This is a genomic window from Nonomuraea sp. NPDC048882, assembly GCF_040649755.1.
GTDB lineage: Bacteria > Actinomycetota > Actinomycetes > Streptosporangiales > Streptosporangiaceae > Nonomuraea > Nonomuraea maheshkhaliensis.
Map to the genome: position 1 here is coordinate 365,080 of NZ_JBEZGB010000013.1, position 24,065 is coordinate 389,144.

General features: G+C 67.8%; 31 protein-coding genes, 1 tRNA gene and 1 pseudogene. 14 read left to right on the plus strand and 19 right to left on the minus strand.

Annotated elements, in window-relative coordinates; genetic code table 11:
- The first annotated feature begins 46 nt into the window (after positions 1-46).
- A complete protein-coding gene (locus AB0C27_RS39425) occupies positions 47-232 on the plus strand; it encodes a hypothetical protein (RefSeq protein ID WP_357855383.1) in 186 nt (61 codons plus the stop codon).
- On the opposite strand, the gene AB0C27_RS39430 is transcribed toward AB0C27_RS39425, so the two are convergent.
- From AB0C27_RS39430 to AB0C27_RS39450, 5 genes are all read right to left on the minus strand, one after another.
- Positions 229-786, minus strand: coding sequence for a hypothetical protein (locus AB0C27_RS39430; RefSeq protein ID WP_357855386.1), 558 nt, complete (start codon positions 784-786; stop codon positions 229-231). The two genes, AB0C27_RS39425 and AB0C27_RS39430, sit on opposite strands and share 4 nt — an antisense overlap.
- Positions 787-862: 76 nt before the next feature.
- Complete coding sequence (locus tag AB0C27_RS39435) at positions 863-2,038, minus strand: MFS transporter (RefSeq protein WP_357855389.1); 1,176 nt, start codon at positions 2,036-2,038, stop codon at positions 863-865.
- A 137-nt stretch (positions 2,039-2,175) separates the two neighbouring features.
- Complete coding sequence (locus AB0C27_RS39440) at positions 2,176-2,715, minus strand: MerR family transcriptional regulator (RefSeq protein ID WP_357855392.1); 540 nt, start codon at positions 2,713-2,715, stop codon at positions 2,176-2,178.
- A gap of 10 nt (positions 2,716-2,725) precedes the next feature.
- Positions 2,726-3,586 carry an SDR family NAD(P)-dependent oxidoreductase gene (locus tag AB0C27_RS39445; protein ID WP_357855395.1) on the minus strand — a complete coding sequence of 287 codons (861 nt, stop codon included), beginning with the start codon at positions 3,584-3,586 and terminating at the stop codon, positions 2,726-2,728.
- 89 nt (positions 3,587-3,675) lie between these two features.
- Positions 3,676-3,828, minus strand: a complete 153-nt coding sequence (locus AB0C27_RS39450) for a hypothetical protein (RefSeq protein WP_357855398.1) — start codon at positions 3,826-3,828, stop codon at positions 3,676-3,678.
- Positions 3,829-3,965: 137 nt separating this feature from the next.
- Here AB0C27_RS39450 and AB0C27_RS39455 point away from each other — a divergent pair, with 137 nt between their 5' ends.
- Entirely contained in the window at positions 3,966-4,274 is a 309-nt protein-coding gene (locus tag AB0C27_RS39455; RefSeq protein ID WP_357855401.1) for a hypothetical protein, read from the plus strand.
- A pseudogene (locus tag AB0C27_RS39460) lies at positions 4,271-4,414 on the plus strand (hypothetical protein); the annotation flags it as partial. The gene AB0C27_RS39455 and the pseudogene AB0C27_RS39460, both read left to right, overlap by 4 nt.
- A gap of 274 nt (positions 4,415-4,688) precedes the next feature.
- Here the strand turns inward: AB0C27_RS39460 and AB0C27_RS39465 are convergent.
- Both AB0C27_RS39465 and AB0C27_RS39470 read right to left on the minus strand, forming a co-directional pair.
- Positions 4,689-5,144, minus strand: a complete 456-nt coding sequence (locus AB0C27_RS39465; protein WP_357855404.1) for a M23 family metallopeptidase — start codon at positions 5,142-5,144, stop codon at positions 4,689-4,691.
- A 334-nt stretch (positions 5,145-5,478) separates the two neighbouring features.
- Positions 5,479-5,667: a hypothetical protein gene (locus tag AB0C27_RS39470; RefSeq protein ID WP_357855407.1), complete on the minus strand. Its 189-nt coding sequence runs from the start codon at positions 5,665-5,667 to the stop codon at positions 5,479-5,481.
- 193 nt (positions 5,668-5,860) lie between these two features.
- On the opposite strand from AB0C27_RS39470, the gene AB0C27_RS39475 reads away from it, so the two are divergent.
- The 3 genes from AB0C27_RS39475 (at position 5,861) to AB0C27_RS39485 (ending at position 7,624) form a co-directional block, all read left to right on the plus strand.
- Complete coding sequence (locus tag AB0C27_RS39475; protein WP_357855410.1) at positions 5,861-6,139, plus strand: hypothetical protein; 279 nt, start codon at positions 5,861-5,863, stop codon at positions 6,137-6,139.
- Positions 6,140-6,168: 29 nt separating this feature from the next.
- On the plus strand, positions 6,169-6,696 hold the full coding sequence (locus AB0C27_RS39480) for a hypothetical protein (RefSeq protein ID WP_357855413.1): 528 nt from the start codon (positions 6,169-6,171) through the stop codon (positions 6,694-6,696).
- A 361-nt stretch (positions 6,697-7,057) separates the two neighbouring features.
- Positions 7,058-7,624 (plus strand): hypothetical protein, encoded by a 567-nt coding sequence (locus tag AB0C27_RS39485; protein ID WP_357855416.1) that lies wholly within the window; start codon positions 7,058-7,060, stop codon positions 7,622-7,624.
- 251 nt (positions 7,625-7,875) lie between these two features.
- Here AB0C27_RS39485 and AB0C27_RS39490 read toward each other — a convergent pair whose 3' ends face one another.
- Positions 7,876-8,436: an NAD(P)H-dependent oxidoreductase gene (locus AB0C27_RS39490; protein WP_357855419.1), complete on the minus strand. Its 561-nt coding sequence runs from the start codon at positions 8,434-8,436 to the stop codon at positions 7,876-7,878.
- Positions 8,437-8,504: 68 nt separating this feature from the next.
- On the minus strand, positions 8,505-10,073 hold the full coding sequence (locus AB0C27_RS39495; protein WP_357855422.1) for an MFS transporter: 1,569 nt from the start codon (positions 10,071-10,073) through the stop codon (positions 8,505-8,507).
- A gap of 54 nt (positions 10,074-10,127) precedes the next feature.
- Between AB0C27_RS39495 and soxR the strand changes: the two genes are divergently transcribed.
- Positions 10,128-10,616 (plus strand): redox-sensitive transcriptional activator SoxR, encoded by a 489-nt coding sequence (gene soxR / locus AB0C27_RS39500; RefSeq protein ID WP_357855425.1) that lies wholly within the window; start codon positions 10,128-10,130, stop codon positions 10,614-10,616.
- An 11-nt stretch (positions 10,617-10,627) separates the two neighbouring features.
- On the opposite strand, the gene AB0C27_RS39505 is transcribed toward soxR, so the two are convergent.
- Both AB0C27_RS39505 and AB0C27_RS39510 read right to left on the minus strand, forming a co-directional pair.
- Positions 10,628-10,999, minus strand: a complete 372-nt coding sequence (locus tag AB0C27_RS39505; RefSeq protein ID WP_357855428.1) for a hypothetical protein — start codon at positions 10,997-10,999, stop codon at positions 10,628-10,630.
- A 180-nt stretch (positions 11,000-11,179) separates the two neighbouring features.
- A complete protein-coding gene (locus AB0C27_RS39510; protein WP_357855431.1) occupies positions 11,180-11,773 on the minus strand; it encodes a DUF6461 domain-containing protein in 594 nt (197 codons plus the stop codon).
- A 147-nt stretch (positions 11,774-11,920) separates the two neighbouring features.
- Here AB0C27_RS39510 and AB0C27_RS39515 point away from each other — a divergent pair, with 147 nt between their 5' ends.
- Entirely contained in the window at positions 11,921-12,313 is a 393-nt protein-coding gene (locus AB0C27_RS39515) for a tyrosine-type recombinase/integrase (protein WP_357855434.1), read from the plus strand.
- 1,464 nt (positions 12,314-13,777) lie between these two features.
- Here the strand turns inward: AB0C27_RS39515 and AB0C27_RS39520 are convergent.
- Entirely contained in the window at positions 13,778-14,512 is a 735-nt protein-coding gene (locus tag AB0C27_RS39520) for a GntR family transcriptional regulator (RefSeq protein ID WP_357855437.1), read from the minus strand.
- A gap of 594 nt (positions 14,513-15,106) precedes the next feature.
- On the opposite strand from AB0C27_RS39520, the gene AB0C27_RS39525 reads away from it, so the two are divergent.
- The 4 genes from AB0C27_RS39525 to AB0C27_RS39540 all read left to right on the plus strand — a co-directional run bounded on the left by AB0C27_RS39525 (position 15,107) and on the right by AB0C27_RS39540 (position 17,212).
- Positions 15,107-15,250, plus strand: a complete 144-nt coding sequence (locus AB0C27_RS39525; protein WP_357855440.1) for a hypothetical protein — start codon at positions 15,107-15,109, stop codon at positions 15,248-15,250.
- A gap of 83 nt (positions 15,251-15,333) precedes the next feature.
- On the plus strand, positions 15,334-15,465 hold the full coding sequence (locus AB0C27_RS39530) for a hypothetical protein (protein WP_357855443.1): 132 nt from the start codon (positions 15,334-15,336) through the stop codon (positions 15,463-15,465).
- Entirely contained in the window at positions 15,462-15,785 is a 324-nt protein-coding gene (locus tag AB0C27_RS39535; protein ID WP_357855446.1) for a hypothetical protein, read from the plus strand. The genes AB0C27_RS39530 and AB0C27_RS39535 overlap by 4 nt, the downstream gene beginning before the upstream one ends.
- Entirely contained in the window at positions 15,782-17,212 is a 1,431-nt protein-coding gene (locus tag AB0C27_RS39540) for a replication initiator (protein WP_357855449.1), read from the plus strand. The genes AB0C27_RS39535 and AB0C27_RS39540 overlap by 4 nt, the downstream gene beginning before the upstream one ends.
- A gap of 48 nt (positions 17,213-17,260) precedes the next feature.
- On the opposite strand, the gene AB0C27_RS39545 is transcribed toward AB0C27_RS39540, so the two are convergent.
- From AB0C27_RS39545 to galU, 7 genes are all read right to left on the minus strand, one after another.
- Positions 17,261-17,334 (minus strand) — tRNA-Ala (locus AB0C27_RS39545).
- Positions 17,335-17,383: 49 nt separating this feature from the next.
- Positions 17,384-17,905, minus strand: coding sequence for a hypothetical protein (locus tag AB0C27_RS39550; RefSeq protein ID WP_357855452.1), 522 nt, complete (start codon positions 17,903-17,905; stop codon positions 17,384-17,386).
- A gap of 184 nt (positions 17,906-18,089) precedes the next feature.
- Positions 18,090-18,743: a GNAT family protein gene (locus tag AB0C27_RS39555; RefSeq protein WP_181307538.1), complete on the minus strand. Its 654-nt coding sequence runs from the start codon at positions 18,741-18,743 to the stop codon at positions 18,090-18,092.
- Positions 18,744-18,838: 95 nt separating this feature from the next.
- Complete coding sequence (locus tag AB0C27_RS39560; protein ID WP_357855455.1) at positions 18,839-19,315, minus strand: MogA/MoaB family molybdenum cofactor biosynthesis protein; 477 nt, start codon at positions 19,313-19,315, stop codon at positions 18,839-18,841.
- Positions 19,315-19,791 carry a cyclic pyranopterin monophosphate synthase MoaC gene (moaC, locus tag AB0C27_RS39565; RefSeq protein WP_346111086.1) on the minus strand — a complete coding sequence of 159 codons (477 nt, stop codon included), beginning with the start codon at positions 19,789-19,791 and terminating at the stop codon, positions 19,315-19,317. The genes AB0C27_RS39560 and moaC overlap by 1 nt, the downstream gene beginning before the upstream one ends.
- 18 nt (positions 19,792-19,809) lie before the next feature.
- Complete coding sequence (glp, locus tag AB0C27_RS39570; RefSeq protein ID WP_357855458.1) at positions 19,810-20,997, minus strand: gephyrin-like molybdotransferase Glp; 1,188 nt, start codon at positions 20,995-20,997, stop codon at positions 19,810-19,812.
- Complete coding sequence (galU, locus tag AB0C27_RS39575; RefSeq protein WP_357855461.1) at positions 20,984-21,886, minus strand: UTP--glucose-1-phosphate uridylyltransferase GalU; 903 nt, start codon at positions 21,884-21,886, stop codon at positions 20,984-20,986. The genes glp and galU overlap by 14 nt, the downstream gene beginning before the upstream one ends.
- Before the next feature lie 33 nt (positions 21,887-21,919).
- Between galU and AB0C27_RS39580 the strand changes: the two genes are divergently transcribed.
- Positions 21,920-22,480 (plus strand): 5-formyltetrahydrofolate cyclo-ligase, encoded by a 561-nt coding sequence (locus tag AB0C27_RS39580; RefSeq protein WP_357855555.1) that lies wholly within the window; start codon positions 21,920-21,922, stop codon positions 22,478-22,480.
- 22 nt (positions 22,481-22,502) lie between these two features.
- On the plus strand, positions 22,503-24,008 hold the full coding sequence (locus tag AB0C27_RS39585; protein WP_357855464.1) for a potassium/proton antiporter: 1,506 nt from the start codon (positions 22,503-22,505) through the stop codon (positions 24,006-24,008).
- The last annotated feature ends 57 nt before the right edge of the window (positions 24,009-24,065 follow it).

Below are 24,065 nucleotides of genomic sequence, written 5' to 3' on the forward strand. Positions count from 1 at the left end.
AGCTCGTACGTGCCCAGGGCGATGCCGGTTCTTCTGCAACTCCTGGATGGCCGGCCACCAGCGGTTCACCGTTCCCGTCCCGAGGATCACCGAGGCCCGATGGGCCGATCCGGCCGTGAGCCGCGCCTGGCGGCGCTCGGTGGACGACGCGCTCATCGACGACGACAACCCGCTGCCACCCGCCGACCAGTGGGACGACGAGGACTGGGACGACGAGGACGAGGACGACTAGGAGCCGAGGGCTGACAGGAGACGGTCGAGGTCGCGGTTGCCGCGGCAGCGCACGACCTTGTCCGGGTACGGCGTGAGCCGGTCGCGGGTCGTGGCGCCGGAGTTGCCGCGACCGGCGTCGAGCTGCTCGTCGGTCGCGATCGGCCCGCCGGGATAGCGCATGACGTCCCGCAGGAACCGGGCCAGCAGCCACAGGCCCTTGTGCGGGTTGGTGCCGTGCGCGGAACGTACGGCGTGGCGGCGTACGATGCGCCAGACGGCGATCGGCGGCGGAGCGTCCAGCCACACGATGACATCGGCCGCTTCCAGGAGGGGATCGGTCCAGCCGCAGAGCGCGCTCGCCGTGACCCAGGCCGGCCCGGCCGCGATCTCGGCAGCGGCGGCCCGCCAGGCGGCGGCGACGTCGGGGTCACCGTCGAGGAAGGGCAGCGGCAGGGAGTCGAGGTCGATGTGCTCGACCCCCAGCCGGGCACCGACCCGCTCGGCGAGCGTCGTCTTGCCGGCGCCGGCCATGCCCATGATGTGCACCCGCTTGGGCGTGCTGCCGACCTCCACCCCGGCCACCTCCCGGCGATCATCGTGCCAGAGCCGGATCGCACCGCTCCACCGGTTAAACGTCGACGGCGTCCGCTCAGCGGGATGTGCCGAGCACCCACAGCGATACCGCCATGAGCAGAGCGGTCAGGCCGCCGCAGATCATGACGGTGGAGACCGAGAAGGCGTCGACGACGCGTCCGCCGAGGAAAGCGCCGAGCGCGAAGGTCGCCTGGAAGGAGGAGGTGAAGACGACGGTGGCGGCTTCGGGCGCGTGAGGGGCGGCGGTGATGAACGATGCCTGCGAGCACACGGGCACACCCCCGTAGGCCAGACCCCAGACCACGAGCAGCACCACGGCTCCGACGACTGTGCCGCCGGCCGAGGGCAGCAGCAGCGTGGTGGCCGCGACCAGGCAGCCGCAGGTCGCGAAGGCGGCTCGTAGGCGGGTGGCGGTGGCCTTGCCGGCCAGGAAGTTGCCGGCGACCCCGGCGATCCCGTACGCCAGCAGAACGGCGCCGACGGCCGCTGGCCGCAGACCGGTGACGTCCTGGAGGAAGGGCGTGACGTAGGTGTAGGTGCCGAAGTGGGCCAGCACGACGAGGAAGGTGGCCGGCAGGGCGATGGCGGCGCCTCGCGTACGCAGCAGGCCGAGCAGCACGCGAGGGCTGGTGACCTGGTGGGCGGGCAGCGGCGGCAGCAGCACGAGCAGGGCGGCCAGGACGAGCAGGGCCAGCACGGCCAGCACCAGGAAGGCGGTTCGCCAGCCGGCGAGTTCGCCGATGAAGGTGCCGGCCGGCACGCCGAGCACGGAGCCCAGCGGCACGGCGGAGAAGATCACAGCGGTGGCGGTGCCGACGGCGTGCGGCGGCACCAGACGGCCGGCCAGCCCGGCCCCGATCGACCAGAAGCCGCCGATGGTCAGGCCGACGAGCACCCTGGAGATCAGCATGACCCCATAAGAGGTCGCCACCGCGGCCAGCACATCGGCCACGGCGAGCACCGCCATGAGGACGCACAGCATCACGCGGCGGTCCAGGCGCGCGGTGGTCAGGGTGACGGTGGGCGCGGCGACCGCGGCGACGATGCCGGGCAGGGTCATGGTCAGCCCCGTGGTGCCGTCGGAGATGCCGAAGTCGGCGCCGATGGCGGGCAGCAGGCCGATGGGCAGGATCTCGCTGGTGACGATGGCGAAGATGCCCAGCATGAGCGAGGCGACCGCGAGCCGGCCGACGAGGGGCGGGCGGGGGCGGGCGAGCGTGGTGGTGGACATGATTCCCGTTCGGGCAGGTGCGCGTGACGTACGGGCACCCAGCCAAGCAGGGATGAAGTAGCAGACACTGGCACGTTTCAGACGCAACCATCACGTGGACAGGCCGTGAAGATCGTTTCCCGCAGGCCGGGTGTCCTTCACTCCGCCGGAAGGGCCCGTCGCACCGGCTCGTCCGGCAGCGCAGTACGGTCGGTGGTGCCGAGGTCCTGGACGTCCGGCCCGGTCGAGCCCCCGTACGTGGCGATCTTGTATTCGACCGCCGTGAGGGAAAGCGTCAGCTCACGGATCCGGCGCCGGATGGTGTCGCGATGTTCGACCAGCACGTCGAGCCGCTCCGGCACCGTGTGCCCGCCGGCGTCGACGAGCGAGATGTAGTGCTGCAGATCGCGCATCGGCATGCCGGACAGCCGCATCCGGGTGAGGAACACCAGGCGCCGAACCGTCTCGGCGTCGTACACGCGATGACCCTGACCGTCGCGGGCCACCTCGACCAGCCCGGCCCGCTCGTAGTAGCGCAGCGTGTGGGGCGAGATGCCGAGGAGGGCGGCGACGTCGGCGATCGTCATCGTCTCGGGCAGATCGGCCAGGTCGGCGAGGCGGTGGATCGCCTCCGCCGACAGCGGACCGTCGTCCCCGAGCGCGTCGAGCGCCCTGGTCATCAGCTCGTCGGTGGCCATGACCCCGAGCCTAGACGGGCCGTACCGATGCGGAGACCCCCTCGAAGTCGGCACCGCGAGCAGTCTCGGCCCACCGCTCGACCTCGTCCAGGCCGCGCCGGTAGGCACGCGAGATGCGCTCGACCGCCTCGCGCCCGAGCGGCAGCCGCAGCGGCACCTCGTCGCCGTGCGCGAGCGAGACGATGATCTCGGCTGCCCGCGCCGGGTCGCCTTCCTGGCGGCCGTCGGTCCCGGCCATGTCCGCACGGACGCCGGCGAGCAGGTCGCGGTAGGTCGCGGACGGCTCGGCGAACTCGAGCACGTCGCCCCCGTTGAAGCCCGTCCTGAACCGGCTGGGCTCGACGAGCAGCACCCGGATCCCGAACGGCGCGACCTCCCCGGCCAGGGCCTCGGACCAGCCTTCGAGGGCGAACTTCGACGCGGAGTACGCCGACACGCCGGGGAACGACGTCCGCCCTCCCTGGCTGCTCATCTGCACGATCGTCCCGGTGCCCCGCGCACGCATCGCGGGCAGCGCCGCCCTGACGAGCGCGGCGGGGCCGAACAGGTGCAACTCCATCAGGTCGCGCAACTGCGCGTCGCCGACCTCCTCGACCGCTCCGACCACGGCCCGGCCCGCGTTGTTGACCAGCACGTCGAGCTGACCGAAGCGGTCGAGGGTGTCACGTACGAGATCCGGGGCCGCGGCGACGTCCCTGGCGTCGAACGTCGCGATCAGGCAGTCGTCCGGGTAGGCCGCCTCCAGATCGGCGACGCTCTCGGGCTGGCGTACCGCAGCCACCACGCGGTCGCCCGCCGCGAGCGCCGCCTGCGCCAGCGCGCGTCCGAACCCGCGGGACGCGCCGGTGATGATCCAGGTCTGTGTCGTCATGGCGGGGACGCTATGCGTTCGAGCGCGCTCGAACGCAAGCTCACGACATCACCCTGGCCTTCCCGCTCACCCGCCCCGCGGCTGCTGAACTAGCTGCCGGGCGGCGGTGTGGCGTCGCCGATCTCACCCGCCGACTGGTCCGCCACGACCTCGCACGGCGCGACCGGCCCGGTCGTCAGCCGCCCGCTGAACGCCCAGGCCACCCCGGGACGCTCCACCGTGGGCGTGACCGGATTCTCCATGATCTCGATCATCGCGATCTGCCCCGGCCGGATGTGGCGCGGATTCTACGACCCGCAGCGCGGCACGATCACCTGGAGCGGCGTGGACCTCCGCGAGCTGGACCTCGCGGCGCTGCGCGCCCGGATCGGGGTGGCGGGTGGCCCTGGCCCGCTGCCTGATGCGTACCGACGCCGAGTTGATCGTGCTCGACGAGCCGGCCCCGGGGCTGGACACCGAGGGTGAGCACCGCGTGCACACCACCCTGCGCCGGCACGCGGAGGGCCGTACCCGGCTGCTGATCTCCCACCGGAAGTCCGCGCTGCGCGGCGCGGAACTGATCGTCACGCTGGTCGACGGCCGGATCGCCGAGCAGAGCAGTCACGACGAGCTGATGGACGCGGGCGGAGAGTACGCCCGGTTGTTCCACCTCCAGGCCGGCGGATACCAGGATGAGAGGGTGCGATGATCGGGTGGATCAGGGTGACCGTGCGGGGCGACAGCCTGTCGCCCACCCTACGGGACGACCAGCGCCTGTTGGCGCGGCGGCTGCGCCGTGGCCCTCGTCGTGGCCCTCGTCGTGGCCCTCGTCGTGGCGACGTGATCGTTTTCTGGGTGGCGGACGAGCAGGTGCCGCACCGGATCAAGCGGGTCGTCGCGATCGCCGACGACCCGCTGCCGGATCTGGCTCGTCCCGGCCCTGCCGGACGTGTCACATGTGCCGGCCGGGCATGTCGCGGTGGCCGAGGACAACATGTCCCGCTCACAGGACTCGCGCCAGTTGGGTCTGATCGCCTGCCGCGACATCCTCGGGCACCGTCCCGGCGCGTCGCCTCGGTCGATCGGCCTTCAAGAACGGCCCTGGGGTCGGCCGCTGAACGGATCAGCGCGGGCCCATCTCCCCGTAACCGCAGTTGCGGCTGACGACGTTGAAGTATTCCGGCCCTGGATAAGGTACGCCGTTGAACACGGAGGGGACCCGTTCCTTCCCCGGCCCTCCCCAGCCGGTCCGCCCGTCGCCGTTCTTGTCGTACCAGGTCTCGAAGTGAAGATGAGGGGTGTATTTTTCGCCGTTTTTCTTCTTCCCCGTGTTCCCCACGAATCCCAGAACACTGCCCTGTGTGACCCGAGCGCCGACCTGGACGCTGCGAGAATCCAGGTGGAGGTAGACGGTGTACCAGCCACCACCGTGATTTATCTTGATGACGTTGCCGGCGTATTCGTACTTCCGCGACATGATCACCGTCCCGGCGGCAGGTGCCAGGAGTTTCGACCCCTTCGTCAGTCTCTGCGGTTCCCGCACCATGTCCAGCGCCGGGGCATGGCCCCAAGTGTTCAAGCGCCACTTCTGCTCACACGGGAACGGGAGCTGCATGTCTGGACGCGGCCCCTCGAATACGAGACGTCGGCGTTGGCGGGCTGAGCTGCCCCGGCCAGGCCGACGCTGGTGAGCGCGGCCAGCACGAATACAGCCAGCGGTTTGCGGATTTCCCCCGTCATTTGCATCACCCTCCTGCGTTTGATCGCGCGTTGTGGAGATCAGCCTCCTCAACAGCCGTCATAAAGCAGTCATAAGGGCGTCATACGGGGGCGGCATCAGGCCCGAGACCCATCCATTCCTGACCCGCGCCGCGGTGTTTCACCTCATCTGGTAGCGGCTCACGCCACTTGGATCAGGCCCGGCGTACGAGGCCGTCCTTGCCGATCCACAGCCGCCAATCGATTTCCCAGTCGGCGTGTTCATCCCGCGCAGAAAGGCGTTCGCCGATGCAAACAAGGCGAACACCTGCCTCCTCCAGTTGGTGGTCCCAGAGGCCGGTCGCCACCACTTTGCCGTCACCGAAGCCGACGACACCCTTCATCGGCTCGAAGCGCTCCCAGCCAGAGATCGTCCGACACAGCGCCGATAGCGAGGCCGGCAGGCGTTTGAAGGCCGCCGTGGAGAGGTCGGAAGCGAGCCGCGTTCCGTTCGTCCATGATCGCGGTTTGGCTTGACAGTTGATCTCTTATGCACAAGATTGTTGCGTCCCTCCGACCTATTTCCAGGGGATCGTGATGAAGCGGACCCCCGTGGGGGCAATCCTGATCGCGGGTCTGGCACAGCTCGTCGCCACCCCTGCGCAGGCAGCCCCCGAGGCCAACCCGGTAACGGCGCTCCTAGCGGCGTTGATCCGCGGCAAGGGCGTGAACGTCGTGTCCAAGACAAAGGTGGATCACGGTCGCGGCGTGTACTACACCTTGAATCTGGATGGCATGGTGGGGTTCGGGCCGCAAGGCGAGATCGCCTCCGATACGTCCCAGCACCTGCAAGCAAGACCGCTCAGGCCGGACTGAAGAAACTCGGCATGGCGGAGGACGCCGCCATGGAAGAGACGCCCCTGCGAGTGATCTCGTCAGGCTACGACGACTACGTCTCAAGCCCCCGCTTCGCCGACGTACTGCCGAAGGGCACGAACTGGATTCGCTACTCCCACACCGATCTGTCTGCCAGCAATCCGTTGCTGGAGGTCCTGGAGCCCGCCACGCTCAAAGCGCTGCTCGCGCACCGCACGTCCTGGCGGGGCGGGGTGGTGAAGGGCACGATCAAGGCCGACAAACTGGTCAAGGTATCCGGTCCCTTCGCCTCGCGCTTTCGCGGCTATTCCTGGAGCAAGCCCGTCAGCACCATCTCCTACACCCTTCGTCTGAGCACGGCTGGACTGGTGGAACGCGTTACGGCCAAGGGCATCCTGCACCACTGGAAGGGATCCGTGCTCCGCGTCGAGGCGGACACCCGCTACTCCGCTTGGGGACGGCAGGTCACCGTCGCGCTGCCCCTGAAGAGCGAGGTACTCGACCAGAAGCAACTCGAAGGCAAGGTGCCCTACCAGGTGCCTGGCGCCTGGAACTAGCCGCTCGGCGATCGCGTCGGTGCTCGCCACCAGTGTGGGCGTCCGCATCATCGACCACAGGAGCGAGGCCGTCCATGACGCATGCGACAACGCTGGACTACCTCTGGTGGGAGGAGTTCCGAAGCAGCCTCGGCGTCTCAGGGTTCTCTTTCACCCTTGTCGCCGGCCTGCAGCCCGCGTAGGTGTTGGAACGCCTCTCGACCAAACCGGACAAAGCCTTGCAGCCCGAGGGCCCGTTGGCTGAACCGGTGGCCATGATCTCCCAGCCTCTTGTGCGGGTTTCGCCGCGATTCCATGCACGGGGGTTACGGCACCGCGGTCCTGCCATGATCTCGGTGGCACCTCTCCGATGGGATCCGCCATGCCTCCTCGCTCACTCGTCCTGGCGGCCGCCTCGCTCTGCGCGGGCGGCCTCGCAGTTCTGGCGTTCTTCCACGACTCCGACCTGGTGCTCTTGAGGGAACATCTGAACCATCCGTTCGCGTTCGGTGCGCTGGCCTGCCTCCTGATGGCATGCGCCGCCCTCGGGCTGCGGTGGAGATGGCTACGCGTCCTGATCGCCGTCATCGCCGGGCTGGGCGCGAGTGGCGCGCTGTTCGTGGCGTTGGTCGCCCTTTCGTTCACCGCTATCGAGGAGACCGGTTTCGTCGACGGGCCCGCCCCGTACAGGATCCGGCTCCAGGAGTCGCCGGCGGGTTTCGGGCCGGACACGGTGATGCGGCTCAGCCTCCGCAGAGACGACGGGTTGCTCAGCAGGGAGTGGGAACTCGGTTGCTTCAACGACGACGACACCGACGACGGCTTCGACTCGGTCAAGTGGACGGGGCCGAGTTCCGTTGAGATCCGGGTGACCGACGGACGAACGTTCCCCATTGCCTTGGACCCCGCCTCGGGCCGACCCCGGACCACCGTCGCGCTCAACTGTTGACGGCGGCCCTCAAGCGGCGCCGCTGGGAATGGGAAGCAGGCCGGTCGACCCTGGGAAGGACGCAATCACCTCAGCCACTCGTGAACGGGTGTCCGTCGTGATGGAGTCCACTAGAGACCGCAGGACGACTCCACCAGCGCCCTGACACCACCCGCGCATTCCGGGGCACCTGCTCCGTGGCTCTCAATCCGGGACGAACCTGATTCGGAAACCCCGATCAGCCCAGCCTCGGAACCTGGCTACCCCATTTCTCACAGGTGCAGGTGACCCCGGGCATTGCGCAGAGCTGCGGCCCACCAGGTCAGCTGGTCAAGCAGCGCCGCGGCCGCGGTGTTGACCGTATCGGGGTCTTTGGGGTTTCCGTCCGTGTCGAACTGACCGTGCACCCGGTGAAAGCTGACGGTGTTCCTGATGGTCACTGCCTGGAGTTCGGCGAAGACAGGCCGGAGCTGCTCAACCGCGCGTAGACCACCGGAAATACCGCCATAGGCGACGAATCCAACCGGTTTCGCGTGCCACTCTGGACAGACAGAGTCAATCGCCAGTTTAAGCGGACCTGGATAGCCGTGGTTGTACTCCGGGGTGACGATGACAAAAGCATCTGCGATACGGATCCGGGCGGCAAATGAGCGAACCAGTGGCGAGTCGTACACCCCGTCGGGTACGGGTCGGCTCTGTTGGGCGTACGGCAAGGGTGTCGTGGCCAGGTCGATGACGTCCACCTGCAGGCGATGACGGCGCTCCGCTTGCGCGACGAACCACCTGGCCACGACGGGACCGAACCGGCCCTCTCGGACACTGCCGATGATCACCGCAAGTCTGAGACGTTCTGGATTCATGAGGGATTGTGCCTTCGCGCGGGTGCTGGTGAATGTCCGAATCAACGTCGGGCGGTCGGCTTGGCGCCGACTCGTTCGCGCCTGAGCATGACCGCGACCGCGACGGCCAGGCCTGCCATGGTCGCAGCGCTGACTACGGCGCTCAGCTGAAATCCTGTGGTGAACGCTTCACGGGCTGCGCTGAGCAGCACGGCCCCGGGCAGGTCGGGAAGAACGTGACTCGCCGTCACAGCGCCACCCAGGCTCTCCCTCGCGGCGGACACGGCTTCTGCGGGGAGGCCCGCCACGACAGCGCGGCTCATTTCGCTTCGGTACGCCGCGGCGATGGCGCTGCCAAGGACCGCGATGCCGAGTGCACCGCCGAGTTGAGGCGCGGTCGAGGAGATCGCCGAGGCGGCGCCGGCCTGTTCGGGGGGTGCGGTACCGACGACCAGATCGGTAGCCAGCGCCATCATCGGACCGAGCCCAGCGGACACGATGATGGCTCCGGTGACCAGGAGAGCCAGGGCACTTGTCCCGGCGGTCATGCCCGCCTGAGCGACCACGACGAAGCCGGCGGCAGCCAGGGCCAGTCCGGCCGCGATGACCGTTCCCGCGGCTATCCAGCGCACGATTCTGGAGGCCAGCATCGATCCGACGATTACCCCGACAGCCGAAGGCGCCGTCCACAGACCGGCCTCCAGCGGCGAGAGCCCGCGTACCAACTGCAGATATTGTGCGAAGGCGTAGTTGAAACCCCACAAGACGAAGATGCCGAGCGCCAGCGTGGCCACGGCGGTGCTGAACGCCCGGTTCGCGAACAACCGCAGGTCGATCAACGGGTGGCGCAACGCGCGCTGCCTGCGCAGGAAGACGACGGCGAACAGCAGCCCGACTGTGACGGAGAGCACGGGCAACCAGCCGGGGCCGTCGGCGGCGATCTGCTTGAGACCGTAAACCGCCGGCAACACCGCGGCCAGTGACAGTGCGGCGCTGATCAGGTCCAACTGCCCTGCCCCCGCGTCGCGTCGCTCGGGCAGCAGGATCGGCCCCAGCGCCAGGAGCAGCGCCATCACCGGCACGCCGAGCAGGAACACCGACCCCCACCAGAAGCGCTCCAGCAACCACCCGCCCACGAGAGGGCCGATCGCGGTGCCTCCGGACACGCTGGCGATGACGATCCCGACGGCGACGGTGCGTTGCCGCGGATCCCGGAACATGGCGACGGTCAGGGAGAGCACGGACGGCATCAACGTAGCGCCAGAGATTCCGAGCAGCGCCCGGACCGCGATGAGCGCGCCCGCGCTGGGAGCGTAGGCCGCGAGCACAGATGCGACGCCGTACGCGGCCGCGCCGATCAGCAGAAGGCGTCGGCGGCCGATCCGATCGCCCAGCGTACCCATGGTGATCAGCGATCCGGCGAGCAGAAAGGCATAAACATCCACGATCCACAGCAGCTCAGCGCTGTCGGCTGCCAGCGCTCTGCCGATGGCCGGCAGCGCCAGGTGAGTCACGGTCAGCTCGAGGGAGGCCAGGAGAGCGGGAATGGACAGAACGGCAAGCCCGATCCATTCCCGTCGCCCAGCACGGCCAGTGGTGGGCGGGGCGGTGTCCGCAGGGGATCTTGTCACTCGTCAAGCATGAAACCTCGACTATAGCCGAGGTCAAGCTCTAGCCTGAGAGGCGTGACGAAACCCCCTTTTGACGCCAAGGAGCTCACCGTCGGGCAACTCGCCGCCCGTTCCGGCGTGGCGGTGACCGCCTTGCACTTCTACGAAGAGAAGGGCCTGATCCGCAGCCGCAGAACCGCGGGAAACCAACGACGCTACTCTCGCGACACCCTGCGCAGGGTGGCCTTCATCCGGGTGGCGCAGCGAGTCGGCATTCCACTGCGCATGGTGGGCGAGGCGCTGGCAGGCCTTCCGGAGGAGCGCACACCGACCAGGGAAGACTGGACCCGCCTATCCGCCTCATGGCGCGCCGAACTCGACACCCGCATCGAGCAGCTCACCCGCCTGCGCGACAAGCTGTCCGACTGCGTCGGCTGCGGATGCCTTTCCATCGATCGATGCGTACTGCGCAACCCCGACGATCGTCTTGGAGACGAGGGCACCGGCCCGCGTCGCCTCTTGAGCCGTCGACTGGCAGATGAAAGCCGCTTCCCGTCCCTCTGACCGTGCAGTCGTCAAACCTTCTGCCGCCGGCGAATACGGCGGATGCGCTTCCGACCAGTTCCCGGATCATGGATGCCCCGCTTCACCCGACGCTCGATACGCCCCAGCAAGATCTCGCCAAGAGGCGCATCGCGGACCTTCTTCCAGCGTTTCGGCCGCCTCGCGTACAGACGCTCTTCGGCAGCTTCGCCCGACTGCTCGTCGGCGGCGCCTCGGGCAGCTTCGAGGACCTGATGATCACGATGGCGATTGGCCCGATGGGGCGTCCGCTTGTTGCGCCGGATGCTCTTGCGCGAGCTCTTGTCATTCTCGCCGTAGTCGTTGCGACGATCTTTGGTGTAGCTCAGCCGCTTCTTCTCTTGCGGAGACTTCCTGCGCTTCACCCGAGGCGCGCTCCGGCCCATGACTCCTCATTCCGCAAATCCCTCTGAGCAGCAGCAAGTCGCGCCCTGCCTCCGCCGACTCGTCGGCCGCCTCCAGTGCGGTCAGCTTCTCACGCGCGATGGACAGCCGCTCCAGGCGACGTCGCTTCCCGCGTACGCAGCTCTGGCGCTGACCCGCTCTCAGCGGGTCGCGTCCGGCATGCGGACCGTCACGTAGGGATGCGGCTGCTCCAGCCACTCGCCGGTCAGCCGCGCCCCGGTGCTGCGGTCGATGACTGCCAGGCAGGCGGCCCTCCAGTCGTAGTCGGCGCGGTCATCGAGGTCGTCCTCGTCCTCTTCCTCGTCGGGGTCTTCGGGCGCGGGCGCGGCGAAGAAGTCCTCCATGACCTGCAGCTCGGGCCATCGTGCCAGGCCGGCATGGTGTTCCTGCCTCCCGGGAAAGCGCGCGTTGATCGCCAGGACGTGCTCGCCTCGGGCCGCGAAGCTCAGCAGATTGTTGGCGTTGACGTTCCACCAGGCGCTGTGGACGCGTGCTCCCTCACTGAGCCGCCGGAGCACGGCGGGGTTTGCCCCGAGGTAGTCCCACTCGAAGAGAACGGTGGTCGAGCTGCACTGGTCGACAAGGATGGGGTAGGCGTCGCGTTCGGGTGGCCCGATGGCGTCGAGCGACGCCGGCTCGTGCACCTGGTAGGGCGTGTTCCCGGCGAGCCGGGCGGCAACCTGGTCCAGGGTGAACGCTCGACCGCCGTCGGGGACCATTACCGTCCAGCACATGCCTACGCTGAGCCACTGCGTGCTGCTTATCAGTCGCCGGTATGCTCGCGCAGGTCGTCGGTCGGCGGCTGTCCGGTGTTCAAGCAGGGGCCCCTTCGCTCGGCGGGAACGGATCTTCAAGATCATCCCAGAGGGGCGGCGCGGGATGTGGTGCGGGCGCTGGGCCTGCAGGATGTCCGCGGCCAGGTGGAGGGGATGCGTGCCCGGCTCAAGCTCAAGGCCGGCGAGGCTTGGCAAGATCACAACATGGTGTTCTGCACGAACATAGGCACTCCGCTGGACGCCTCGAACATGCGACGGGCGTTTCGCAGGATCACCAAACGAGCGGAACTCGGAACCGCCTGGAGTCCCCGCGAACTGCGTCACTCGTTCGTCTCCATCATGAGTGACCAGGGCGTTCCCATCGAGACCATCGCCGATCTCGTCGGGCACGCGGGCACCAGCGTCACAGAGGCGGTCTACCGGCACCAGCTACGGCCGGTGATCACCAAAGGTGCCCAGACGATGAACACCATCTTCGGCGACAGCCGACACGGGTAGAGAGTCCAAGTGAGATGGCTCCCCGACTGGCTCCCATCGACTTCCAGACATGAGAAAAGGGCCTCCGGATTGCTCCAAAGACCCTTCTCACCTGCATCTTCCTGGTGGAGATGAGGGGATTCGAACCCCTGACCCCTTCGATGCGAACTACAGGCATGGACGTCAACGAAGGTCACCGTAGTAGTTGAGCAGGCAGCGGAGGACGCGATCGGCCACGTGCAGCCGGTGGGGTTGCTGCACTTCGGTGCTGCATAAACCTCAAGCCGGAATCCGCTTTAGGAGAGGGCTTACCGCTCGATGCCGATCGTAGCCTGAGTTGCTAAGACGGGAACAGTAGTGAAATCGAGTACGGTGATCGTTCCCCGGCATATTCTGTGGTGGGATGTGTCAGAGCATCCCTGAACAAATGAATCTAGGCGATATGGCTTCGACCAGGAAGCCAGCCGTAATGAGCACTAGTTCGTGGAGACCCCTCGCAAGTGCAGACAGGAGGGGCGCGATTCGCTGGACATGTTCAGGGAAGATCATGAACCACAGTGTTAGAAGTGACACGGGAAATCCTAAGACCTGACTTAGGTTTGCGATGTCCTGAAGCATGGATTACCTCTACCACGTGCGGACCGCACGCGAGAGGGGATTGACGAATTGTTGCGGTGGTGCTGGATCCATGGGGCAAGATCGTAAAAGGGGGGCATTACCATGGTCAGCTAATTGGGGAGGGGCAGCGCCCCTGCCCGCGTTCTCCCCCTCCCGCCCCCCTTTTGCGATCTTGGAGGGGTCCCCATGGATCCGGCTCCGCAACAATTCGGTAAGCCCCGGAACCGGCCGTCTAACCGTGCGGTTCCGCATCCTCGGGCGTAAGCCCGCGAGTGTTCTCCGCCCCTTTGTCGTTGCTGACGTGTGGGGCTGTGCGGTGGCCGCCTGGCGGTCCCTTGCTGTGTGGCGGAAGATCGATAGGACGCGGAGCGGTGTCATGCTGCAAGCTGCCCAAGTCGTCGTCTCTGCTCACGGTGTGCCGCTTGTCGGCACGCGCGCCGCCGCGGTGGCCGGCCGGAACGAGCCGGGCCGCCGCGAGCGAGCGCGCAGGGGCCGGACCGCTGTTGCGTCCTTCCCCGCGGTGGTGTGTGTGTTGGCAAGGGCAGGAGTGGTAGGGGCGGGGCTTGGGCTGCCTGGCGCCTGGCTCTGTGAGGCTTCTCGGGTTTCCAAGCTGGCTGGGGCCGTGGGTGGTTGCCGTGCTGTCCTGCTGTCTGCCCTGACGGCTTCCCTGCGGTCTTTGGTGGAGCCTCTGTGGAACGAGCGGCTACCGCCCGTGGATCTTCACCGCTCGCTAACGATCTTGAGGCTGTTCCTCCTGCCGCTCCGCATCCCTCGGCGTCCTCCCGCCGTAGGCGGCTTGAAGACGTAAGCAAAGTTGTAACGGACGCAGCGCCAAGGATCCTTCCCCGCAGGCAAGTGCGATGTTGTCTATATGTCGTAGTCGGCGCGTAGATCGCGCCCCTGACCTAGGAAGTCAGTTGCATATTCGGTGCTTTCTCCATGCTGGTCCCAGTACTGGTTTGTCATGGAGAGCACAGGTGTCCCAGGAGTGACTTCGAGGACGGTCGAGGCATCGTCAGGAGCCGCTCGAATCGAAACGATGTCGCGTCGGCGGACGGCACGTCGTCCTGTTCGCTCCTCGATCAAGCCAAAGGTCATTTTGGGGAGGGGGACGGTCTCCAACAGCTCGGGCGCGGCGTCTGCAAGGGAGCCAGGTAGCCAGGATGTGGATAGGGCGACTACTCCGAGGTCGTCATAGTAGACACGTTGGCGGCGTACAACGGGATCATCTGCGGCAAGCCCGAGGGCGTCAGCCACGTGGGTTGGAGCCGGAGCCAGCTCAGCAGAAAGGATCTCTGTACGTTCGCCTGGCCGTAGACCGTCCCCTGTGGCTCGAAGCATGGTGAGTCGATCAGGACCTGTCGTTAGTTGGCGGGGCCTCGTGACGATCGTTCCAATGCCAGGGACTGACTCGGCGTATCCCTCGTTGCGCAAGACGGCGGCGACGCGGGTAGCCGTGGCGGTCGAGACGTTTTCCGTACGCATGATCTCGCGTACAGACGGAATGGCGTCACCTGGTTGGAGCTCGCCTCGATCGATACGAGCCTTGATCGCCGCAGCGATACGGCGATACGGCGGGAGCGCCGTAGGGTTCTCGCTCATGTCCGCAACCTCCCCGTTCTAGAGCACTTTAAAATAGCCCCTTGACTACTCTACCGCTCTAGAACACTATAGAGCTGCAAGTGGTCGGTAGCCAAGGGAGAAGTGACGAGCGTCACAGCCAGGAAGGGGTGCCGACAAAAGGAAGGCCCCAGCGGGCGGCCACCCGCTGAGGCCAGCAGCATCGAGAGTTTGGAGTCTCCAGCGATGCAAGTTCAGCGTACCTTCAAGTTCCCCACCACGCCTTATGTGGTTCTGAGGAAGGCGTCTGCGAGCAAGCTGTGCGGAGCACAGGGGGGCTTGGCGTACAACCCTGAGTGGGCCGAGTATCTGGCGTACCGGGCCGAGCGCGCAGCACGGGACGTGGCATGAAGGCGGAAAGGCCCGTCCGGGCAGCAGAAGAAGAAGCGCTCTTTCCTCGTAAGCGCGTGGTCATCGACGCGATGTGGGCGTTCTACGCCCTGGCAGACGAGTGCATCGGTGAGCGGACGTGCGAAGTCTGCGGCGCGACTCCTGGACAGCCGTGTCGTCCCAAGCCGCACGGCTGGAACTGCGACGACAACGGTTGGATCGAGCGGTGAGGCGGGGGTGCACACGATGCGGATTCTGACTGAGCAGGAGATCAACGAGCTGCCCACTGATGTGTTCCTGGACGCGCTGGAGCAGGCGCTCGCCATCGCCTGCCCGTTCTGCGATGCCGGGCCGAATCAAGGATGCCGCAAGGGATGCAGCGGCGAGTGACCAACTTCGGAGCGGCTGTGCTTGGCGGCGGTCGGCCGCTCCGGTTCTCCAGTCACCTGATTGAGGAGGGAGATTGATTCGCCATGGGCGGACGTCACGAGAAGAAGAAGACCTGCAAGTGGTGCAAGGGGGCGGGCGGTTACGACGCCTGGGACCGCAAGGGCCGGCCGATACGGGTTCGTTGCGGGCGCTGCGCGATGAAGGGGCAGGGATGAGCGGCGGACGCGGGCCTCGCGGGTTCGAGGTGATCGAAGATCTGTTGCCGGAAGAGATCGCGGTGGCGCTGTACGCCTCCGATATGCCGAGCGGTGCCGAGGCGAAAGATCTTTCCGTCACGCGCGTTCTGCGCTGGGTGGCGCAAGGTGTGGAACGTCTGGGTGGCAACGAGGTGGTGCAGGCGCTGGCCGAGAAGCCTCAGCCGGGCGATGGCAGGTCGGCGCAGGCGGTGCGGGCCGCGAACGCGGTCGTTGCACTAGCCATCGACCTGGAACCGACGGTGGTGATCAACGCGCAAGCGGCGGGGCGTAGCTGGTGAGCGCTCAGGCGGCGCTGATGCCGCTCCCGGAGGCTATCGATCTGGCGGGCCGTTACCGTGCCCTGTCACGGTTGGGCGGCTGTGCTCAGCCGATCCGGGTCCGTGGTGATGTCCGGCACATGCTCGCGGACGGGCGGGTGCGGCTGGCCTATTCGACACGCCGTGAGCCGGGCTCGGTCATGCTGGTGCCGTGCGGCAACCGGCGCGCTTCCCGGTGTCCGTCGTGCGCGGAGACCTACCGGGCCGACACCTTCCACCTGATCCGCGCGGGCCTGCTCGGAGAGGACAAGGGCGTACCCGGGTCGGTGCGACAGCATCCCCGGGTGCTGGCCACCTTCACCGCACCGAGCTTCGGACCGGTACACGCTCATCGACCTTCGGCAGGCCGCGACCGCAAGTCTTCGCCGTGCCATCCCCGCCGTAGCGCGCCCACATGCCCGCACGGTCGCCGCCTGTCCTGCACAGATCGGCACGAGCTCGGTGACGAGCTGGTGGGGCAACCGCTGTGTGCGGACTGCTACGACTATGCCGGGCACGTGCTGTGGAACGCAGAAGCAGGCCGCCTGTGGCAGCGCTTCACCCTGCGGTTGCGGCGCGAACTGGCTCACCTGGCGGGCCTGACAGAGGCGGCGTTCAACCGCCAGGCGCGTGTGTCGTTCGCGAAGGTCGCCGAGTTCCAGGCGCGCGGCATGGTGCACTTCCATGCCGTCATCCGGCTCGACGGCCGTGACTCGGACGGCGCGCTGGTCGATCCTCCCAGCTGGGCCACCGTGCAACTGCTGACATCCGGGATCCGGGCCGCAGCGGCCGGCGCTTTCGTCACCTCACCAGAGGAGGAAGCCGCGGGCGGCTCTCACCGAATCGCTTTCGGCCGTCAAATCGATGTGGCGCCCATCGTCGCCGAGGAACTGACCGGCACGGAGATGACCGAGGAGAAGGTAGCGGGCTACATCGCCAAGTACGCCACCAAGGGCGCGACCACCGAGGGCACCGTGGACCGGCGGATCAAGGAACGCGCCGACATCAACGGCCTGGCGCTGACGGACCATCAACGCCGTCTGATCGATACCTGCTGGCAGCTCGGCGACAGCGACGCTCATCCGAAGCTGACGGGCCTGCGGCTACGCTCGTGGGCTCACATGCTCGGCTATCGCGGCCACTTCTCCACCAAGTCACGCCGCTACTCCACCACGCTCGGCGCACTGCGCGAGGTCAGGTGCTCCTTTCGCCGCCAGCAAGCCCAAGAACACGGCGGAGACCGCTGGCAACCTGTGGACTCCTCCACTCTGGTGATCACCACGTGGCAGTTTGCCGGACAGGGCTACGTTGACGCGACTGACCAGTACATTGCCGATCTCGTCCGCCAGGAACGCGAGGAACGCCGAAGATCACGGGCAAGGCGACTGCTGCACATTGCTGCTGCATGAAGATCAAAAGGCCGCCTCTGCGATCACAGAGACGGCCTTTGACCTGAGTGGAGATGAGGGGATTCGAACCCCTGACCCCTTCGATGCGAACGAAGTGCGCTACCGGACTGCGCTACATCCCCAAGGACTCGACCAGATTAGCAAACTTCAGAGGGTCCTCGCGCCACCGTTTCAGTCCCCCACCGCCCGCCGCGGCGGTTCGGCGTACTGATCGAACAGGACGTCCCCGTTCAGCGTCGTGAGATCGATCACCTCGGCCTCCGCCTCGGCGGCGACCCGCTGCTGCTCGCGCTGCCGTCGCAGGCGCTCAGCGCGCGCCTGGCGGGCGCGTTCGCGGCGTTCCCTGTCGACCTGTACGGCGATGCGGAGAAACGCCATGTACGTCAGCATGACGACGATGGAGGGCGCGACGCCCCACCACGGCATCATCTCGACCGAAGCCGTCACCACGGAGGCCAGCACGAGCAGGGCGGTGAAGAAGAGCAGGCGGCGCCGGCGGGCGACGATGATGGCACGGCGCCGGAAGCGGAACTGGCGGACGTCGACCTTCTCGATCTCGGCGGGCGTCGGCCCGTCGTAGTCCTCGGAATCGGGGGCGAGATTGTCAAGATCGGGCAGTTGGTGCTCGCCGGTGTAATACTCTTCGAGCTCGGCCAGTTCGGCGAGGTTCGTCTTGTCCCGACGCAGCCACATGGGAATCAGGACACAGAGCCACATAACAACGATGGCCATGTAGAGGAGGACAGGACTCACGGCCACCTCCGGGCAGCACAAAGACGCGGATGTGCTCGTCGCGCCTTGAATGTGCTCACGTCACGCACCGTAAGACCGCGTGTCACTAATTGACGAGCATTCGGTGCGGTGTGTCGCGAGATCGTCAAACCTCTTCGACGGAGGACCCCCCGTGAGCCGCTGACTCACGCGCGCGACGCCACTGCACGAGCAGCCCGCCAGGTACGTCCTCGACGGTCAACGCGTAACAGATGTGATCGCGCCAGGCTCCGTCGATGTGGAGTTGGCGACGCCGAATGCCTTCTTCCCTGAAACCGAGCTTCTCAACCACTCTACGGCTGGCTTGATTCTCGGGACGGATGTTCGCTTCCAGCCGATGCAATCCGGTGGTGAAGAAGCAATGGTCAACGGCCATCGCGAGCGCGGTCGGGGTGACCCCGTTGCCCGCCACGGCGCCGTCGATCCAGTAACCGACCTGGGCAGAACGGGCAGACCCCCACACGATGGCGCCCACGGTCAGCTGGCCGGCGAAGCGGCCGTTGTAGGTCATCACCCATGGCAGCGCCAGCCCTTGCCTGGCCTCGCGGCGCAGGGTGCCGACCATGGAGATGTACGGGCCGAGCCCGGTCCGGAACAGGGGGGTCTCGGGGTTGCTCGGTTCCCAGGGCCGCAGCCAGTCGGCGTTGCGCAGCCTGGTCTCACGCCATACGCGTACGTCGCCCAGCCGCAGCGGCCGCAGGCCCACGGGGCCTTCGTTCAGGGTCGCCGGCCAGCCACGAAGTCGATCCACACCCCTCATCATCCCCCGATCGGGCACGATGGCGCCACGGATCAGCGAGCGGAGCTGCGATTCACCCTCAGGACGCCGATCGCCGGCGCGATCACCGACCCGGCTCAGCGCGGGTGGTCGCCGCCCCGGATCTGATCGACCGCGTGCCGCAGGATGGGCGCGAGTACGGCGACGCCATCCCGTACCCCACCGGACGATCCGGGCAAATTCACGATCAAGGTGTCACCCGCCTGCCCGGCCAGCCCTCGCGACAATACGGACGTAGGCACCTTGTCGCGATTTGCCAGCCGAATTGCCTCCGCGATGCCAGGAATTTCCCGAGAAATCACCCTGGCGGTCATCTCCGGCGTCAGATCCAGCGGCGTCAGCCCGGTGCCCCCGGTGGTGACGATGACCTCGTACCCACCCGCCACCCCCTCCCTGAGCGCCCGCTCGACCGCCTCACCGTCGGGCACCACCACGGGCCCCTCGACCTCGCAGCCGGCCTCCTGCCGCAGCAGCTCGGCCAGCAACGGCCCGGATTTATCCGCATAAATCCCGGCGGAGGCCCGGTTCGACACCGTGATCACCAGCGCGCGCATCAGCCCTGCTCCCGCGTCCACCGGCCGGTCTTGCCGCCCAGCTTCTCCTCCACCCGCACATCGGTGATCACCGCGCCCGGATCGACCGCCTTGACCATGTCGATCAGCGCCAGCGCCGCCACCGAGACGGCCGTCAGCGCCTCCATCTCCACCCCGGTACGGTCGGCCGTCTTCACCCGGCACGTGATCGCCACGCCCCAGTCTTCGACGTCGAGCGTGACCTTCACCCCGTGCAGGGCGATCGGATGACAGAGCGGGATCAGATCAGGCGTACGTTTCGCCCCCATGATCCCCGCGATCCTGGCCACCCCCAGCGCGTCGCCCTTGGGCACCTCGCCCGAACGCAGCAGCGCGACCGTCTCGGCCGACAGCAGCACCCGGCCGGTGGCCGTGGCGGTGCGGGCCGAGACGTCCTTGGCCGACACGTCCACCATGCGCGCGGCACCGGTCTCGTCGATATGGGTCAGCTCACCCACAGCCACCCTCCACTCGGCTCACAGCCGGACCACCTCCACGGCGGACCCGCTCTCCACCTCGGTCACATCCTCAGGCACCACGATCAGCGCGTTGGCCAGGGCCAGGGCGGCGAGCTGATGGGAGCCCTGCCCGTGCACCGGCGTCACCGTGCCGTCCGAGGCCAGCACGCCTCGCAGGTAGGAGCGCCGGCCGGACGGCGACCGCAGCGGCCCGGTGACCGTCGCGGTGACCGTCTCCGGCAGGCCGCCGGGCAGCCCGCGCATCCGGTCAAGCGCGGGACGTACGAACAGCATGAACGACACGAACGAGGACACCGGATTGCCGGGCAGCGCGAAGATCGGCACTTCGTCCTCCCCCAGCACGCCGAAGCCCTGTGGCATCCCCGGCTGCATCGCGACCTTCTCGAACCGGACCGTGCCCAGCGGCGACAGGGCCTCCTTGACCGGCTCGTAGGCCCCCATCGACACCCCGCCGGTGGTGACGATCGCATCGGCTCGCACGAGATGCGTGTCGAGCCGGTCGAGCAGCACCGCGGGATCGTCGCCGACGGATCCGGCGCGGAAGCCGTCGGCCCCCGCCTCGCGCACCGCCGCCGCCAAGGTGTAGCTGTTGGACTCCCAGATCTGGCCGGGCGCGAGCGTGCCGCCCGGCTCGACCAGCTCGGCGCCGGTGGAGACGACCACGACGCGCGGACGCGGGCGCGCGAGCACGCGCCGCCGCCCCACGCCGGCGATGATCCCGAGCTGCGCGGGCCCGATCAGGGTGCCCGCCTTGAGCACGATCTCTCCGGCCTGTACGTCCTCCCCGGCCCGCCGGACCGCGTTGCCCACCTCGGCGCGGCGGTCGATGCGTACGGAGACCGTGCCCCCGTCCGTCCACTCGACCGGCACCACGGTGTCGGCCCCGGCCGGCATGGGCGCGCCGGTCATGATGCGCACGGTGTGGCCGGGCCCGACGGCGCGCAGCTCGACCGAGCCGGCCGCCACGTCGTCGATCACCGGCAGCGTAACGGGGACCTCCGACAGATCCTCGGCCCTGACCGCGTACCCGTCCATGGCCGAGTTGTCGAACGGCGGCAGCGGCACCGGCGAGGTGACGTCCTCGGCCAGCGTCGTGCCGAGAGCCTGCTCCAGCTCCAGCTCCAGCGGGGCCAGCGGACGTACAGTGGCCATGATCTCGGCCAGATGCGCGTCAACTGATTTCATCGAGGAACTCCCGCAACCACGGCACGAAATCCGGCGCCAGATCGTCCCGGTCCGCCGCGAACTTCACCACAGTGCGCAGATAGTCGAGCTTGTCGCCCGTGTCGTAGCGTCGCCCCCTGAACAGCACGCCGTGCACGGGCCCGCCCTCGTCGCGGCCGCGCGAGGCGAGCGTGCGCAGCGCGTCGGTGAGCTGGATCTCCCCGCCCCGCCCCGGCGGCGTCTGCTCCAGCACCTCGAACACCGCGGGATCGATCACATAACGCCCGATGATGGCCCAGTTGGACGGCGCCTCGTCGGCCGGCGGCTTCTCGACCAGGTCGGTCACGCGTACGACGTCTTCTTCCGCGGTGGCCTCGATGGTGGCCACGCCGTAGAGCGAGACCTGCTCCTTGGGCACCTCCATCAGCGCGATCACGCTGCCGCCGAACGTGTCACGCACCTCGATCATGCGCCGCAGCAGGTGGTCGCGGTGGTCGATCAGGTCGTCGCCGAGCAGGCAGGCGAAGGGGTGATCGCCGACGTGGTGCTTGGCGCAGAGCACCGCGTGCCCGAGCCCCTTGGGCTCGCCCTGGCGTACGTAGTGCAGAGTCGCCAGCGAGGCCGGCTCGCGGACCTGCGACAATCGCTGCTCGTCGCCCTTGGCCTCAAGGGCCTCCTCCAGCTCGAACGCCCGATCGAAGTGGTCTTCGATCGAGCGCTTGTTCTTGCCGGTGACCATGAGGACGTCGAGGAGACCGGCGGAGGCCGCCTCTTCGACGACATACTGGATCGCGGGCTTGTCGACGATGGGCAACATCTCCTTGGGTGTCGCCTTCGTCGCCGGAAGGAACCGGGTGCCCAGACCCGCGGCGGGCACGACGGCTTTCGTCACAGGGTCGAAGTCAGCCATGAGTAGACCCTAGTGGAGGGACCTGTGGACAAGATGAACCTGCGCCGCGAGCTGAACGCGGCGCGCGGCTCCCTCACCCCCGAACAGCTACGGGCAAACGCCATCAAGGTCCGCGAAACGCTGCTCGAACAGCCGTGGGTGCAGATGGCCGGTCTGGTGGCCTGCTACTGGTCAGCGGGGTCGGAGCCGGAGACGCACGGGCTCGTGTTCGCTCTCTGGAAACATGGAGCCACCGTCATCCTGCCCGTGCTCCAGAAGGACAATGACCTGAATTGGGCGGTCTACGACGGGCCCGACACGCTCGCCCCCGGCCGCCACGGAATCATGGAGCCGGTCGACACCCGCAGAGGCGTCGACGCCGTACGTACCGCCGCCCTCGTGATCGTGCCCGCGCTGGCCGTCGACAGGCGCACGGGCGTGCGCCTCGGACGCGGCGGCGGCTCCTACGATCGGGCGCTGGCCAGGGTCGGCCCCAACGTCCCCACGGTGGCCCTGCTGCACGACGGCGAGCTGATCGACGCCGTCCCGTCCGAGCCCCATGACCGGCGGGTTCGCTACGCGATGACGCCTTCTGGACTCACTAGTCTTATGTGACCGCCGGTACGAGAGGAGCCAGATGATGCTCGACGTCTGGCTCCTTCTTGGCGCCGTGATCGTCATCGCCGCGATCGCCTCCGTCCGCATCGCCCATCGCACCGGCCTGCCCAGCCTGCTGGTGTTCCTCGGCTTCGGGCTGGTCCTGGGGCCTTCCGGGCTCGGCATCCCCTTCGAGAGCCCCCAGCTGGCCCAGCAGATCGGGATGACGGCGCTGGCGGTGATCCTGGCCGAGGGCGGCCTGACGACGAACTGGTCCCACGTACGGCGTTCCGTCCCCCTTGCCATGATCCTGGCGACCGTGGGCGTGGCCGTCAGCGTCGTCGTGGTGGCGCTGGTCGTTCAGGGCATTCTCGGCATCGACGGCAAGACGGCGCTGATCCTCGGCGCCGTCCTGGCCTCCACCGACGCCGCCGCTGTCTTCTCCGTGCTGCGCAGGCTGCCGCTGCCACCGCGCCTCGCGGGGGTGCTGGAGGCGGAGTCCGGGCTCAACGACGCGCCCACGGTCATCGCCGTGGTGCTGCTCAGCGGGGCCTCACACTCCTCGGCCACCCTGGGAACGTTCCTGCTGGAGACCGGGATCGAGCTGCTCATCGGCGCCGCGGTGGGCCTCGCCGTCGGCCCCGCCGGCGCCTACGCCCTGCGCCGCGTCGCCCTGCCCGCCTCCGGCCTCTCTCCCATCGCCGTGCTGGCGCTTACCTTCGTCTCGTACGGCGGCGCGGTGCTGCTGCACGGCTCCGGCTTCCTGGCCGTCTACCTGACGGCGCTCATCCTGGGCAACTCGCGCCTGCCGCACCGGGCGGCCACCAGAGGTTTCGCGGAGGGCGCGGCCTGGCTGGCGCAGATCGGCATGTTCGTCCTGCTCGGCATGCTGGCCGACGTCAACGAGATGGCGCCGGCGATCGTCCCCGGCCTGATCACCGGCACCATACTCGCGCTCCTGGCCCGCCCGCTGTCGGTGCTGGTCAGCTCCGCCCTGTCATGGGTGCTGCGGCTGGGCTGGGTGAGCTGGCGCGACCAGGCGTTCCTGTCGTGGGCCGGGCTGCGCGGCGCGGTCCCGATCGTCCTGGCGACCATCCCGTGGGCGGCCGGCGTCGTCGGCTCCAAAGGCCTCTTCAACGAGGTCTTCGTGATCGTCATCGTGTTCACCCTGCTCCAGGGGCCGACGCTGCCGTACGCCGCGCGGCTGCTCGGGGTGGCCGCTCCCGGCGAGGCCCATGATCTCGCGGTCGAGTCCGCTCCGCTGGAGGAGCTCAACGCCGACCTGCTGCAGGTCAGGGTGCCTCCGGGCTCGCGCCTGCACGGGGTGGAGGTCTACGAGCTCCGCCTGCCCTCTGGAGCTGCGGTGACGCTCATCGTACGCGACGGCAAATCCTTCGTCCCCAGCACCACGACCAGGCTGCGCGTGGACGACCAGCTCCTGGTCGTCACCACCGCCGCCTGCCGCGACGAGGCGGAGCGCCGGCTCCGGGCCGTGAGCCGAGGTGGAAAGCTGGCAGGCTGGTACGGCGAGCGGGGGTTGGAATAGCTGTTTGACCCCATCGGTTACCATTAGCAGTCGCATCGCTCGAGTGCCAAAGCTTGT

Excerpts from the sequence above, each read along its gene's own strand:
- AB0C27_RS39425 (WP_357855383.1), top strand. The coding sequence starts at position 47 with ATGGCCGGCCACCAGCGGTTCACCGTTCCCGTCCCGAGGATCACCGAG.
- AB0C27_RS39435 (WP_357855389.1), bottom strand. The coding sequence starts at position 2,038 with ATGTCCACCACCACGCTCGCCCGCCCCCGCCCGCCCCTCGTCGGCCGG.
- AB0C27_RS39440 (WP_357855392.1), bottom strand. The coding sequence starts at position 2,715 with ATGGCCACCGACGAGCTGATGACCAGGGCGCTCGACGCGCTCGGGGAC.
- AB0C27_RS39445 (WP_357855395.1), bottom strand. The coding sequence starts at position 3,586 with ATGACGACACAGACCTGGATCATCACCGGCGCGTCCCGCGGGTTCGGA.
- AB0C27_RS39450 (WP_357855398.1), bottom strand. The coding sequence starts at position 3,828 with ATGGAGAATCCGGTCACGCCCACGGTGGAGCGTCCCGGGGTGGCCTGG.
- AB0C27_RS39470 (WP_357855407.1), bottom strand. The coding sequence starts at position 5,667 with ATGAAGGGTGTCGTCGGCTTCGGTGACGGCAAAGTGGTGGCGACCGGC.
- AB0C27_RS39475 (WP_357855410.1), top strand. The coding sequence starts at position 5,861 with ATGAAGCGGACCCCCGTGGGGGCAATCCTGATCGCGGGTCTGGCACAG.
- AB0C27_RS39480 (WP_357855413.1), top strand. The coding sequence starts at position 6,169 with ATGGAAGAGACGCCCCTGCGAGTGATCTCGTCAGGCTACGACGACTAC.
- AB0C27_RS39485 (WP_357855416.1), top strand. The coding sequence starts at position 7,058 with ATGCCTCCTCGCTCACTCGTCCTGGCGGCCGCCTCGCTCTGCGCGGGC.
- AB0C27_RS39510 (WP_357855431.1), bottom strand. The coding sequence starts at position 11,773 with ATGTGCTGGACGGTAATGGTCCCCGACGGCGGTCGAGCGTTCACCCTG.
- AB0C27_RS39520 (WP_357855437.1), bottom strand. The coding sequence starts at position 14,512 with ATGAGCGAGAACCCTACGGCGCTCCCGCCGTATCGCCGTATCGCTGCG.
- AB0C27_RS39525 (WP_357855440.1), top strand. The coding sequence starts at position 15,107 with ATGCGGATTCTGACTGAGCAGGAGATCAACGAGCTGCCCACTGATGTG.
- AB0C27_RS39530 (WP_357855443.1), top strand. The coding sequence starts at position 15,334 with ATGGGCGGACGTCACGAGAAGAAGAAGACCTGCAAGTGGTGCAAGGGG.
- AB0C27_RS39535 (WP_357855446.1), top strand. The coding sequence starts at position 15,462 with ATGAGCGGCGGACGCGGGCCTCGCGGGTTCGAGGTGATCGAAGATCTG.
- AB0C27_RS39550 (WP_357855452.1), bottom strand. The coding sequence starts at position 17,905 with ATGTGGCTGCGTCGGGACAAGACGAACCTCGCCGAACTGGCCGAGCTC.
- AB0C27_RS39555 (WP_181307538.1), bottom strand. The coding sequence starts at position 18,743 with ATGAGGGGTGTGGATCGACTTCGTGGCTGGCCGGCGACCCTGAACGAA.
- AB0C27_RS39560 (WP_357855455.1), bottom strand. The coding sequence starts at position 19,315 with ATGCGCGCGCTGGTGATCACGGTGTCGAACCGGGCCTCCGCCGGGATT.
- glp (WP_357855458.1), bottom strand. The coding sequence starts at position 20,997 with ATGAAATCAGTTGACGCGCATCTGGCCGAGATCATGGCCACTGTACGT.
- galU (WP_357855461.1), bottom strand. The coding sequence starts at position 21,886 with ATGGCTGACTTCGACCCTGTGACGAAAGCCGTCGTGCCCGCCGCGGGT.
- AB0C27_RS39580 (WP_357855555.1), top strand. The coding sequence starts at position 21,920 with ATGAACCTGCGCCGCGAGCTGAACGCGGCGCGCGGCTCCCTCACCCCC.
- AB0C27_RS39585 (WP_357855464.1), top strand. The coding sequence starts at position 22,503 with ATGATGCTCGACGTCTGGCTCCTTCTTGGCGCCGTGATCGTCATCGCC.